At 36.2% G+C, this 12,593-nt stretch carries 13 protein-coding genes; 3 read left to right on the top strand and 10 right to left on the bottom strand.

The window, feature by feature from the left end; all coding sequences use genetic code 11:
* The first annotated feature begins 289 nt into the window (after positions 1-289).
* The 3 genes from NCCP28_RS09695 to NCCP28_RS09685 all read left to right on the top strand — a co-directional run bounded on the left by NCCP28_RS09695 (position 290) and on the right by NCCP28_RS09685 (position 1,447).
* Positions 290-673, top strand: a complete 384-nt coding sequence (locus NCCP28_RS09695) for a hypothetical protein (protein ID WP_248561217.1) — start codon at positions 290-292, stop codon at positions 671-673.
* A 41-nt stretch (positions 674-714) separates the two neighbouring features.
* A complete protein-coding gene (locus NCCP28_RS09690) occupies positions 715-987 on the top strand; it encodes a hypothetical protein (RefSeq protein WP_248561216.1) in 273 nt (90 codons plus the stop codon).
* 106 nt (positions 988-1,093) lie between these two features.
* Complete coding sequence (locus NCCP28_RS09685) at positions 1,094-1,447, top strand: hypothetical protein (RefSeq protein ID WP_248561215.1); 354 nt, start codon at positions 1,094-1,096, stop codon at positions 1,445-1,447.
* Between the two features lie 117 nt (positions 1,448-1,564).
* Here NCCP28_RS09685 and NCCP28_RS09680 read toward each other — a convergent pair whose 3' ends face one another.
* From NCCP28_RS09680 to NCCP28_RS09635, 10 genes are all read right to left on the bottom strand, one after another.
* Positions 1,565-1,939 (bottom strand): YlbF/YmcA family competence regulator, encoded by a 375-nt coding sequence (locus NCCP28_RS09680; RefSeq protein ID WP_248561214.1) that lies wholly within the window; start codon positions 1,937-1,939, stop codon positions 1,565-1,567.
* The gene (miaB, locus tag NCCP28_RS09675) at positions 1,939-3,483 is read right to left on the bottom strand and encodes a tRNA (N6-isopentenyl adenosine(37)-C2)-methylthiotransferase MiaB (protein ID WP_248561213.1); all 1,545 of its coding nucleotides are present in this window, start codon (positions 3,481-3,483) and stop codon (positions 1,939-1,941) included. The genes NCCP28_RS09680 and miaB overlap by 1 nt, the downstream gene beginning before the upstream one ends.
* A gap of 238 nt (positions 3,484-3,721) precedes the next feature.
* Complete coding sequence (locus NCCP28_RS09670; protein WP_282579546.1) at positions 3,722-4,657, bottom strand: dipeptidase; 936 nt, start codon at positions 4,655-4,657, stop codon at positions 3,722-3,724.
* A gap of 184 nt (positions 4,658-4,841) precedes the next feature.
* The gene (gene spoVS / locus NCCP28_RS09665; RefSeq protein WP_016201204.1) at positions 4,842-5,102 is read right to left on the bottom strand and encodes a stage V sporulation protein SpoVS; all 261 of its coding nucleotides are present in this window, start codon (positions 5,100-5,102) and stop codon (positions 4,842-4,844) included.
* A 282-nt stretch (positions 5,103-5,384) separates the two neighbouring features.
* Complete coding sequence (locus tag NCCP28_RS09660; protein WP_248561211.1) at positions 5,385-6,182, bottom strand: TIGR00282 family metallophosphoesterase; 798 nt, start codon at positions 6,180-6,182, stop codon at positions 5,385-5,387.
* Between the two features lie 90 nt (positions 6,183-6,272).
* Entirely contained in the window at positions 6,273-7,844 is a 1,572-nt protein-coding gene (gene rny, locus NCCP28_RS09655) for a ribonuclease Y (RefSeq protein ID WP_248561762.1), read from the bottom strand.
* A 393-nt stretch (positions 7,845-8,237) separates the two neighbouring features.
* A complete protein-coding gene (gene recA / locus NCCP28_RS09650; protein WP_282579545.1) occupies positions 8,238-9,287 on the bottom strand; it encodes a recombinase RecA in 1,050 nt (349 codons plus the stop codon).
* Between the two features lie 203 nt (positions 9,288-9,490).
* Entirely contained in the window at positions 9,491-10,729 is a 1,239-nt protein-coding gene (locus NCCP28_RS09645; RefSeq protein ID WP_248561210.1) for a competence/damage-inducible protein A, read from the bottom strand.
* A gap of 216 nt (positions 10,730-10,945) precedes the next feature.
* Positions 10,946-11,524, bottom strand: a complete 579-nt coding sequence (gene pgsA, locus NCCP28_RS09640; protein ID WP_248561209.1) for a CDP-diacylglycerol--glycerol-3-phosphate 3-phosphatidyltransferase — start codon at positions 11,522-11,524, stop codon at positions 10,946-10,948.
* 160 nt (positions 11,525-11,684) lie between these two features.
* Entirely contained in the window at positions 11,685-12,584 is a 900-nt protein-coding gene (locus NCCP28_RS09635) for a helix-turn-helix domain-containing protein (protein ID WP_248561208.1), read from the bottom strand.
* Positions 12,585-12,593: the final 9 nt, after the last annotated feature.

Raw genomic sequence — 12,593 nt, 5'->3', positions numbered from 1 at the left:
TTTCAAATCTGTTAACTTGGCGGTTGATTGCAGCTTGGCGTTCACATTCTGCTAAGCGAGGCCAAATCCCCTACTTCTTCATGCTCAAAGTCTGTCTCGCTTTTCAAAGCAGAAGTCCCACAGCATTCCACTCCAATCATCAAGATACAAAAAACAATCATCAGCTTTAGCCTAGTTAATTTCTAAAAAAACTGACAAGCAAAAAAATATGCGTTTGTATCAATACATTCGCGGATACAGCTTGGTCTATATTCTATATACTGTACTATACGGTAAGGGGGTGAGGGAGTTGGCAGGAAATTTTAATATAAAAGATCAATTAGATTTTAAATTTAATGTAAATGGAAAAGAAGTTTCTGGTGAAGAAGGAGCAAAACACGCACAAGAATTTTTAAGCAAAATGTCGTCTGAAATGGGTGATTTACTAAAAAAATTAGGCAAAGATGTAACAAGCAATGTAGCAAACAAAGGGGTAAACGCGATTAAAGATAAAGTGATTCCAACTAATATAAATATAGATTCTGTAAAAGACATGCTGAATCAAGAAAAACTAAATGAATGGAAAGAAAAACTACCTGTCATTGATGCGTCAACAGATGATGGCAATTTCCAAATAAATGTGAATGGTAAATCTCTATTTACCCTGAATCTTTCCAACTTTATAAAGAAATAAGGAATATAAATTCCTAGATAACTTGAAAGGAGGTGAATTTTATGTTGTCTAATCGTTGTTCTTCTTCAACAAGACCTTCTAACTCTGATGTAGAAAACAGCACTACAGAATTACGTGCATTCACTAACGCTACTCAAGGTAATGGTAACCTTGCTAACCAATTCACTGCTGCTGGTGCTGCTGGTGGTGCTGCTGTAGGTGTTAACTTATTAAACTTCTTTGTTGGTGGTATCCTTGTAAATGCTAATAGTGCTGGTGATGCTACAGCTGTTTCTTATAATGAAAACACTCCTTCACAAACTAACGAAGCTTAATAAAAATAAATCTTTTCAACAGATAGCAATTGTCCCCTCCAGATTTTTATTTGGAGGGGACAAATTGCTTTTTTCTCCATATTATACATAGAAAGGAGAGGAGTATATGAAAAAAGAAGAAAAAACGATTGGGTTAACAGCGGAAAAATTACAAAGCCTAGGTGTGCCAGAAGAATTAATTGATAAAATCTTAGACTCAGGAGGACCTTCTGTTAATACACATGCAGAAGGGGGAAATGGAGGAAGCGCTGTCAGCTTAACATATGTAGACAATTATTCAACGCTTTTTCTTGTTTATACATTCCTTCTGCAAACGATAAACAATGGAGATCATAAAGATAGAGAAACAAAACTTTTAAATAAGTCCCTTCTTTCAACTTTGCAAACAGCGATGAAAGAACAAAAAGAATACCGCCAAGCTTTTTTGCAGGCGGTAAATATTTTAAATAATAAAAAGTGATTTCCTAAAAACCAAAAGTTAGTTCAGGCTAATCGAAAAGCCTTTTCGATTAGCCTGAACATTTTCAGTTTGAATTTTTCCACACTATCATCAACTAGCTTTCCTAAATAACAAAAGTTAATTTTTGCGCGTTTTTTCTTCTAATTTGTTTGCAACATTTGCAGCAATTGTTTTTGTTACCATTTGCAAAATATCATTTACTTCGTTTTGTGATTGTTTAAACTCATCCACAATCGGCAGTTCATCAATCTCTTGCTGAAGTTGGTTGATTTTAGTTTCTGCATCTTTTAAAGCAGCATATTTTCCATAATGCTGCAGATTAACAGCCTGTTTTTGCAGCTTTTTAATTTGGGCAATTTTTTCATTCACTGTTTTATTATTGTTAATTTGCTGCTCGGCCCGTTTGTAAAACTCCACTTCTTCTGTTTCTGCAATCATTTTGGCAAGTTCTTCTGTGCGACGGATAATTTCTTCCCGAGTGAACTTAGCCATTAGTTTGTCTCAACAGTCTCAATAACTTCCAGCATTTCTCCCTTTAATGACCATGTTTTTGCATCCGTAATTTTCACTTTTACTAAGTGGCCAATGGAAGATTTTGGTCCAACAAAGTTTACTAGTTTATTTTTGCGAGTATAGCCTGCAAGTACATCTGGGTTATTTTTGCTTTCCCCTTCTACTAGCACTTCCACAATCTGATCTTGATAGCTCTTCATTGCATTTGCACTCATTTCATTAACAAGGGCATTCAGTCGTTGCAGACGCTCTTTTTTCACTTCCATTGGTACATTGTCCTGCATTTTCGCTGCAGGTGTACCTTCACGTGGTGAGTAAATAAATGTATAAGCAGCTTCAAAACCTACTTCTTTATATAAAGACATTGTTTCTTCAAATTGCTCGTCCGTTTCATTTGGATATCCAACGATAATATCTGTTGTTAATGTTAAGTTCGGAATCGTTGCTTTCATTTTGCGAACCAATTCTAAATAGTGTTCTCTTGTGTATTTGCGTGCCATAATTTTTAATACATCTGTTGAACCGGATTGTACTGGCAAATGAATATGTTCCACTAAATTCCCGCCATGGCCTAATACTTCAATTAAATGATCGTCAAAGTCACGTGGATGGCTTGTTGTAAATCGAACTCGCGGAATATCAATTTTGCGCATTTCTTCCATCAAGTCACCTAATCGGTAATCGATATCAGTAAAGTCTTTTCCGTATGCATTTACGTTTTGTCCAAGAAGCGTAATTTCTTTATAGCCTTGCGCTGCCAATTGGCGAACTTCTTGAATAATGTCTTCTGGACGTCTGCTTCGCTCTTTTCCTCTTGTATATGGAACGATGCAATACGTACAGAATTTATCACAGCCATACATAATATTAACCCATGCTTTGATTTTTCCATTGCGGACTTTTGGAAGGTTTTCAATAACGTCTCCTTCTTTAGACCATACTTCTACAACCATTTCTTTGGACATATACGCTTCTTGAAGAATATTTGGCAGACGGTGGATATTATGTGTACCAAAAATCATATCTACTTGGTTGTATGTTTTTAAAATTTTATTGACAACTGATTCTTCTTGGGACATACAGCCGCAGACACCAATTAATAAATCTGGTCTTTCTGTTTTTAAATGTTTTAAATGGCCTAATTCACCAAATACTTTATTTTCCGCATTTTCGCGGATCGCACATGTATTTAATAAAATAACATTTGCATCATTTACTGTATCTGTCGGCTCATAGCCTAATGCTAAGAAAATTCCTGCCATTACTTCTGTATCATGTTCATTCATTTGACAGCCATATGTGCGAATATAGAATTTGCGTCCTTCGCCCATGCCACGGAATTGTTCTGCAATAGAAAAACCTTTATCATATTGAATTTCTTCTTTGCCTCGTTTTTTTGCATCTTTTAAAGATGGTGCTTGATAAACTGTTTCAAAATATTTGCTGTAATCCTTGACGGATTTTTTGTCCGAAGAATTAGCTGTATCTACTTGCTGGCTTTCTAAACGTTGTTTTTCATTCATATTCTATTACTCCTCTCTTATGGATGATTCTATTCACCCTCCATAAGCATCATTTCATTTTAAACTATCATTTATTCCTCGTTGCATAAACTTTTACATTATAATAGTATAAGGGTTTCAGCATTGTAAAACAATAGCTAGGTCTTTAAAAGGGATAATCTATTAAATTACACTATTGATTGTTCAAAAATAAACCAACCTTTTTCTCTTTGACCTATGCTTGAGCATAACAAAAAAACTATCGAGCTGGAAATCTTCGCACCATATTTTGATATAAAAATCTCTCCACTTGGCTAGCACTATAATATTTTATTAACTCTTCTATTAAATGGGGATAATCATTGATAGAATGCAAATCTTTAACAGTATGTGTAATGCCGTCAAAGTCAGAGCCAAATCCCACATGATGCTCTCCTCCAAGAGAACAAATAAAATCTAGATGGCGCAAAACATCTGTAATCGTGCTCGTTTGAGTACCATTTAAAAACTCTGGGACAAATGTTATTCCTATTACACTATTCATTTCAATCAATGCTTTTATTTGATCATCTCTTAAATTGCGAGGATGCGGACAAAGTGTATAGCTGTTGGAGTGGGAGGCGTATGGATATTGAGCAAGATCGATTGTATCCCAAAATCCTTGTTCTGAAAGGTGAGAAACATCGCACCAGATCATCCGTTCGTTTAATTGTTTTACAACTTCCCTTCCAAATAAAGAAAGTCCAGCTCCCCTTGGCTCTAAAGCACCGTCGGCAACTGCATTGGCATAGTTCCATGTAAGACCTACTGCCGTTACTCCTGATTTCAGCAATGCTTTTAGCTTTAATAAATCATTGCCAATTGCATCACAGCCTTCTAATGTTAAAATTGCCCCAATCTCATCTTCTTCTAAATTTTTTATATCCAATTGTGATCGAATTAGTTTTATGTTTGGATATCTGTTCAGGATTTTTTCATCAAAAATCTCTACCATGGCAAGTGCTGCTTGAAAACGCATGTCTGGATGAACAGATTCTGGTATATAAATCGCAAATGACTGAATTTTGCTGCCGCTTTGTTCCAAACCTTTTAAGGTAACTTGCAGTTTATTACTATCATAAAAAGCAATGCTTTTGTCTAGAAACATTTTATATAATACATCACAATGTCCATCAAAAAAGTCCAGAACAACCATCTCCTATATTTAATATGCTGTCTTTTTCTCATTATATCAATCTATTTTCGAAAAAAGAACCTGCAAAGCTCTTTGCTTCACAGGTCCATTTCTCCATCTTTTTGAGCAGATTAAAGAAAAATTTTCAAAAATGATAACATATTCTTCGTTTATTTAATCTCTCATTTTTATCATTTTGCCATACTTATCTAGGTTCCACAATAAGCTTGATGGCTGTTCTTTCTTCCCCGTCAATGACAATATCGGTGAAGGCTGGGATACAAATTAAATCCACCCCGCTAGGTGCTACAAATCCTCTTGCGATGGCTACTGCTTTTACCGCCTGATTTAATGCACCTGCACCAATAGCTTGGATTTCTGCTCCACCTCTTTCTCGCAGAACACCAGCAAGCGCACCAGCTACAGAATTGGGACTAGACTTTGCCGAAACTTTTAATATCTCCATTTCTAGCTCCTCCTTGTTTAACCCCCCCGCATGACTCACTTTTTAGCGAGACCATATCAGGAATATATATCATTCCATTGTTACTATATTCCACTTTTAAAACACATATTCCAGCTTGGACATAAAAATTTCGTAAATAATCTTAAATACGATCAGTTTTTATTGAAGAATAGATAAAAAAGGAGACTTTTGAAATGCCATCTTCCCATTTTTCATGTAAGGAAGAATATTGATTTCAAAAGTCTCGACTCACTGTTTAGTTCAGCGATTTATGCCTTTTTATTATGAATAAAAGGGATGGTCTTCGTTAATTAAAATACGATCGATTTTTTTTGCTTTACCTGTTTTTTTGTCTACTTCAATAATGCAGCCACTAAGTTGTGTTCTGCCTGTTTTTGGCGGCTCAAAGCGAGTCGGTAAATTAGTTAAAAATCTATTTAAAACAGCTTCTCTTTCCATTCCTAATATGCCATCATAAGGTCCTGTCATGCCAACATCCGCCATAAAAGCTGTACCATTAGGCAAAATGCGGTTATCCGCTGTTTGCACATGGGTATGTGTTCCAACAACCGCTGTTACTTTTCCATCTAAATACCAAGCTATTGCCTGCTTTTCACTTGTCGCTTCCCCATGAAAATCAACAAAAATAATATCTGTTCTCTTTTTTGCTTCTGCTACCAATTCATCTGCTTTAACAAAAGGATCATCACTTGGATTCATAAAGGTTCTGCCTTGTAGATTAATTACAGCGACTTCAATATCATTAATTTTCACAAATACCATTCCTTTTCCAGGATTGTTTTCTGGAAAATTGGCTGGCCTTACTAAATATTTGGCATTATCGATAAATTGAAAGATTTCCCGATTATCCCATGTATGATTTCCTAGTGTTACTGCTTGTGCTCCCACTTCTAAAAAACTGCGGTAAATCTTTTCTGTAATGCCTTTTCCTCCAGCAGCATTTTCGCCATTGATAATGGTCATTTGCGGACGATATTTTTCTTTTAATTTTGGGACATACTCTTTAATCATATCTCTTCCCATAGAGCCGACAACATCACCGATAAATAAAATATGCATAACTACATTCCTTTCTTTTGTGCAGTTGACTATCAATGTATAACAAAAGTCAAGCTCGCTCAAAATAAAAACGGTGCAAATGCACCGTTTTTATTTTGCGTATTCAACAGCTCTTGTTTCCCTAATTACCGTTACTTTAATATGTCCCGGATAATCTAGTTCTTCTTCGATTTTTTTACGTATATCTCTTGCTAATCGATGGGATTCCAAATCATCTATAAGATCTGGTTTCACCATAATGCGGATTTCACGGCCTGCTTGAATAGCAAAGGATTTTTCAACACCATCATAAGATTCGGAAATTTCTTCTAATTTCTCCAGACGGCGAATATAATTTTCTAATGTTTCTCTTCGCGCTCCTGGTCTTGCTGCAGAAAGTGCATCAGCAGCAGCTACTAATACAGCTATAATAGAAGTTGGTTCCGTATCGCCGTGATGGGATGCAATACTATTGATGACAACAGGATGTTCCTTATATTTTGTAGCAAGCTCTACACCTATTTCTACATGACTTCCTTCCACTTCATGGTCAATTGCTTTCCCAATATCATGAAGAAGTCCTGCTCTGCGTGCAAGTGTTTCATCTTCTCCTAGCTCTGCAGCTAAAATCCCAGACAATTGAGCCACTTCAATACTATGTTTTAGAACATTCTGTCCATAACTAGTACGGAATTTCAAACGGCCAAGAATTTTGATTAAATCTGGATGCAGTGCATGAACACCAACTTCAAAAGTAGTTTGCTCCCCAATCTCACGAATATGTTCATCTACCTCGCGACGAGCTTTATCTACCATTTCTTCAATGCGTGCAGGATGAATTCTTCCATCTTGAACAAGCTTATCTAAGGCAAGTCGAGCTGTTTCTCTTCTAATCGGATCAAATCCAGACAGAATAACCGCTTCTGGTGTATCATCAATAATCAAGTCAATTCCAGTTAATGTTTCAAGTGTACGGATATTACGGCCTTCTCTACCAATGATACGACCTTTCATCTCATCATTAGGCAAGTTTACAACAGAAACTGTAGTTTCTGCCACGTGGTCAGCCGCACACCGCTGGATAGCAAGCGACAAAACTTCTTTTGCCTTTTTATCTGCTTCTTCTTTCGCTCTAGTGTCACTTTCTTTAATCATTACTGCGATATCATGAGCTACTTCTTGCTCTGTACGCTCTAAAATGATGGATTTTGCCTCTTCTCGAGTTAATCCAGAAATGCGCTCTAGTTCAGTCTGCTGTTTACGAACCATCTCGTCCACTTTGCTTTCCATCTCTTCTATATGCTGTTGTCTTTTATTAAGAGAATCGTCCCTCTTTTCTAAAATTGTTTCACGTTTATCTAACGTTTCCCCTTTACGATCAAGGATCTCTTCTTTTTGCAATAAACGATTTTCTTGTTTTTGTAGTTCATTTCTTCGATCACGAACTTCTTGTTCTGCTTCAATACGAAGCTTGTGAATCTCATCCTTTGCTTCTAACAAAGCTTCTTTTTTCAATGCTTCTGCTTCTCGTTTGGCATTTTCAACAATTTGATCAGCAGTAATTGTTGCACTATTGATTTTTGCATTAGCATTGGATTTTCGAATAAAATATACAACAAAGCCAACAACGGCAATGACGATTAGGCCAAGCAAAATGGAGATGAGGATTATTGTTGTATCCATCATTTTCACCTCCTCTTGCTATGAACTTGTGTTTGTTACGATTTTAAAAGTATTGGCTTTTAGTAGGCTTTTCTACATAAACGTACTATTGAGCCGTCAAGTTTTTAAAGTTTCCATACTCATAAAAATGTAAAATATACAATATAATTGTATAGTTGTGCCAATTCATTGTCAAGAGCTTGAGTTGGGAGGTTTTGCCCTATTTTTTATAAAAATAAATTTATTGTTGATTGTTGATATTTAACTTTCAACATATGTATATCTATTTAATCCCTTTTTTCTTTACTGGCGGTCAACTTAATCATAAATCGCTTTCACAAAAAATAAAAAAAACAATCGGAAGGAGCTAATATTCTCGTTCCGACTGTTCAGTAAAGATAGTTCTACTCTTATTTAGTCAATCAATTCAAATGCATCTTGATCTTGATCATCCTCTGTATTTTTTAGGGTTACTTCTTTATCCAATCCGTAATGCTCACGAATTTTCAATTGAATCTCGTTGCGGAGTTCTTTATTTTCTTTTAGAAATTGTTTTGCATTTTCACGGCCTTGCCCTAGTCTTTCGTCATTATAGGAATACCAAGATCCGCTTTTTTGTACAATATCCAATTCAGAACCTAAATCAATCGTTTCGCCTTCTTTAGAGATGCCTTCACCGTACATAATATCTACTTCTGCTACTCTAAATGGAGGTGCTACTTTGTTTTTCACCACTTTAATTTTCGTTTTATTTCCAACCATCTCCGTTCCTTGCTTTAATGTTTCAGCACGGCGAACTTCTAAACGGACAGTTGAATAAAACTTAAGTGCACGTCCTCCAGGTGTTGTTTCAGGGTTTCCGAACATGACTCCAACTTTTTCACGAATTTGGTTAATAAAGATTGCGATGGTTTTTGATTTATTGATAGCACCAGAAAGTTTACGCAATGCTTGTGACATTAGGCGCGCTTGTAACCCAACATGAGAATCTCCCATTTCGCCTTCAATCTCCGCTTTTGGCACAAGTGCTGCAACAGAGTCAATAACAAGAATATCAACAGCGCCACTTCTTACTAATGCTTCCGCAATTTCTAAAGCTTGTTCTCCCGTATCTGGTTGGGAAAGCAATAATTCATCGATATTAACCCCCAATTTTTGTGCATAAACTGGATCCAAGGCATGCTCAGCATCGATAAATGCAGCTTGTCCACCTGTTGCTTGCACTTCTGCAATCGCATGAAGAGCAACTGTGGTTTTACCAGAACTTTCTGGACCATATATTTCAATAATACGGCCTCTTGGATATCCGCCAACACCAAGTGCTGCATCTAGAGCCAATGATCCGCTAGGGATAGTAGAAACGACTTTATCAGTCTGTTCTCCTAGCTTCATAATACTACCTTTACCGAATTGCTTTTCAATTTGCTTTAGCGCCATTTCTAGCGCAGCTTGACGATCACTCAAAAAGATTCCTCCTTTAATATATAAAAATGAATCACATTCTATTAAAAGCAACTAGATTCATTTGCTGTTCATGAATATATACTAAATATACTCTGTTTGTGTCCATTTGTCGAGTAAAAAGGAGAACATTCATTCGTTTTTTTTATTTCCAGTTTTTTTACGATAACAAAGAAAACAATACCAGCAATAGAAAGAAAAGTATTTTATGCTTCCAATGCTTTTAAGATAAAATACTGGCCATATCGAACAGTTCTTTTTCTATTGCCTTGTCTTGTGCCTGCGAGCATCAATTTTTCCACTATTGTAGCTTTACCTTTTACTGCAATTCCTAAATAAACCGTCCCGGCAGGATGGCCTTCTAAGTCATCTGGTCCTGCTACACCTGTAAAGCTGATGCCAATATCAGAGTTTACTAGCTTCTGCACATTTTCTGCAAGTTCTTTTGCACATTGCTCACTGACAACTCCCATCTCTTTGATGGTGCTTTCCTTGACAGACAGAATATCGCGTTTCACTTCATTTGTATAACAAACGACACCACCCTTAAAAACGCTCCCTGCCCCCGCAATCGAAGTCAGTTCTTGTTGGAACATCCCTCCCGTCAAGCTTTCTGCTGCTGCCACCGTAAGTTCTTGTTCCTGCAATTTTTTCACAAGTTCTTGCACAAGTGTTGTATCATCATAACCATAAAAATACTCTCCGACACGCTCCAATATTTTCTGCTCAGTTTCTTGAATCAGCTTTTCTGCTGTTTCCATAGAATCTGTTTTGCTTGTAATGCGCAAGGTTACTTCCCCATCTCCTGCGAGCGGTGCAATCGTTGGATTAGCTTGTGCATCAATCAAGTCTTCAATTTTTGTTTCCAGCAGTGATTCTCCAATGCCAAAAAAGCGAAGAACCCGTGAAAGAATGACTTCTTTATTCATTAATTTCTCCTGCAGCGCACTAATTCCATATGTTGCAAACATTGGCTGCATTTCACTAGGAGGCCCTGGCAGAAGCATATAATGGCAATTGTTTTTGGCTAAAAACATCCCTGGCGCCATGCCGTGATTATTCTTCAGCACTTTGCAGCCATCTAGGACAAGGGCTTGCTTTTTATTATTTTCCGTCATTGCTCTATTTGTTTTGACAAAATACTCTTTAATCGACTCTAAAGCCTCTTTATCAAAAATGAGTTCCAGCCCCATATGTTTTGCAATGGTTTCTTTCGTCAAATCGTCCTTTGTTGGGCCAAGTCCACCTGTAAAAATAAGCAAATCAGAACGGCTTTCTGCAATTTTTATCACCTGTTCTAAGCGACTTGCATTATCGCCTACTGCTGTATGATAAAAAACATTTACCCCTAATTCAGCCAATTGTTTGGAAATAAATTGGGCATTTGTATTAGCAATTTGTCCAAGCAATAATTCTGATCCAACTGCGATGATTTCTGCGTTCATATTTTGTTCCCCTTCCTCAAATGCATACTGTTTTTTGTATATATTTACAGTACTCATTTTCAAAACTTTTCGCAATGAATACGTCTTCTAAATAGAAAAGAACGGTTAAAATAACTTCCCGTTCTTTTTCTTTAGCTTATAAAAACAGAAATAAGCAACAAAACTTAATCATTCTTTCCATTTTTACAGCTTTCTTATTTAATTTATAGCACAAAACTATTTAGATGAAACAAAAACTTGTTTGTTTTTTGCAAAATAATCCCAGCCAGACCAAACAGTAAAAATTAAAGCTACCCATAATGCAATATCATCAAGAGGAAGAGATATTAATTCAAAAATCATATTATGTAAAAGCAAGGCAGAAATAGCCACGATTTGAGCCCATGTTTTAATTTTCCCCAGCATATTTGCTGCCACAACTTCTCCGCCTCCCGCAAGCACTAATCGAAGACCGGTAACAGCAAATTCTCTTGCAATAATTGCTATTGTAATCCATGCAGGAGCTAGTCCAAAATCAACTAATACAATTAAAGCAGCAGAAACCAATAATTTATCGGCAAGAGGGTCTAAAAATTTCCCTAAATCTGTCACAAGATTATATTTTCTTGCATAATAGCCATCAATCCAGTCTGTTGTCGATGCTAAAATAAAAATAAGCGCACCAATAAAATGTGCAGTTGGCAATGTAACACCAAGCAGCGTCATCTCGCCCCAAGAAAAATCAACGAGTAAAATAATTAAAAAGACGGGGATTAATAAAATCCTTGAAATCGTTATTTTGTTTGGTAAATTCATTTTTGCTATTCCTCCGATTTGTTAAACTTTAAACAATTGCATCCTATTATTTATCTACATACACATTCAGAAACATAATTATCAGCAATTCCCATATAAAATCATTAGTATTATACCCTATAAAGCAAGAAAAAAGCGAAAAATAGCCATCATATGATGACTATTCTTTCTCCTTATTGTAGCGGATTGTAATATCTTGTCTCACATATTTAGATGGGGATACGGCATAATCAATTTTTTCATCGTTTACATATATGTCTGTTGCGGTTGAATTTCCAATCACAAGAACAGCTTCCTCTTCTTTCGATAAATCTACCGTTTTAGAGTCTGTTTCTCCTTTTTTTAGTATCCCCTGGAAGAAGGAATACCCTTTTCCATTTTTGATATTCACCCAAGTTTCTCCAGTTGAAACTAATTTCAACTTAAATTGTTCCGCATTTTTGACTTCATAAACAGTATTTTTCCCTTGTTTGCTTTCAACAGAAATTTCTTGTTTTGGCGTTTCTTCTTTTTCTTCCTCTTTTGCCGCTGTTTCTTCTTTAGCATTTTTTTCTTCTTTTGCAGCTTCGTTTTTCTCTTCTGTCTCTGCTTCTTTTAATTTATCTGACTCTTCATACACAGCAGAATTTTTTTCGTTATTATTTGAAGTTGTGTCCGTTTCCGATCCTTTTACAAAAAAGAAATACCACACTAAAAAAATAATGCCGACAACAAGAATGCTGATAAAAATAGTCGGCAGAATATCCCAAAATTTAGAGTTTCCTTTTTCCATTGCCTTTTTCGTCGTTACTCTGGACAGTTTTTCTGGAATATCATCATTTAAAGATGCCGGGATTTCTCCTTTATACTCTTCAAATAGCTCTTCTGGCGATAGATCCACCGCTTCTGCATATTGCTTAATAAATGCGCGCGCATAAAAGCTTCCAGGCATGAGGCTATAATTGCCTTCTTCAATTCCTATCAAGTAGCGCGTTTGGATTTTTGTTATTTCTTGCAATTCTTCTAAACTTAATCCCTTTGCTGTTCTTGCCTCTTTTAACCGATTGCCTAATTCACTCATTTAGAACAC

The sequence above is a fragment of the Niallia sp. NCCP-28 genome (genome assembly GCF_023168165.1).
Taxonomy (GTDB): domain Bacteria; phylum Bacillota; class Bacilli; order Bacillales; family Cytobacillaceae; genus Niallia.
This window is presented reverse-complemented; position numbering and strand designations above follow the sequence as displayed.

Bases quoted from the DNA above. Each gene is read 5' to 3' on its own strand.
- NCCP28_RS09690 (WP_248561216.1), top strand. From the start codon at position 715: ATGTTGTCTAATCGTTGTTCTTCTTCAACAAGACCTTCTAACTCTGAT.
- NCCP28_RS09685 (WP_248561215.1), top strand. From the start codon at position 1,094: ATGAAAAAAGAAGAAAAAACGATTGGGTTAACAGCGGAAAAATTACAA.
- NCCP28_RS09680 (WP_248561214.1), bottom strand. From the start codon at position 1,939: ATGGCTAAGTTCACTCGGGAAGAAATTATCCGTCGCACAGAAGAACTT.
- miaB (WP_248561213.1), bottom strand. From the start codon at position 3,483: ATGAATGAAAAACAACGTTTAGAAAGCCAGCAAGTAGATACAGCTAAT.
- NCCP28_RS09670 (WP_282579546.1), bottom strand. From the start codon at position 4,657: ATGGTTGTTCTGGACTTTTTTGATGGACATTGTGATGTATTATATAAA.
- spoVS (WP_016201204.1), bottom strand. From the start codon at position 5,102: ATGGAGATATTAAAAGTTTCGGCAAAGTCTAGTCCCAATTCTGTAGCT.
- NCCP28_RS09660 (WP_248561211.1), bottom strand. From the start codon at position 6,182: ATGCATATTTTATTTATCGGTGATGTTGTCGGCTCTATGGGAAGAGAT.
- rny (WP_248561762.1), bottom strand. From the start codon at position 7,844: ATGGATACAACAATAATCCTCATCTCCATTTTGCTTGGCCTAATCGTC.
- NCCP28_RS09645 (WP_248561210.1), bottom strand. From the start codon at position 10,729: ATGAACGCAGAAATCATCGCAGTTGGATCAGAATTATTGCTTGGACAA.
- pgsA (WP_248561209.1), bottom strand. From the start codon at position 11,524: ATGAATTTACCAAACAAAATAACGATTTCAAGGATTTTATTAATCCCC.
- NCCP28_RS09635 (WP_248561208.1), bottom strand. From the start codon at position 12,584: ATGAGTGAATTAGGCAATCGGTTAAAAGAGGCAAGAACAGCAAAGGGA.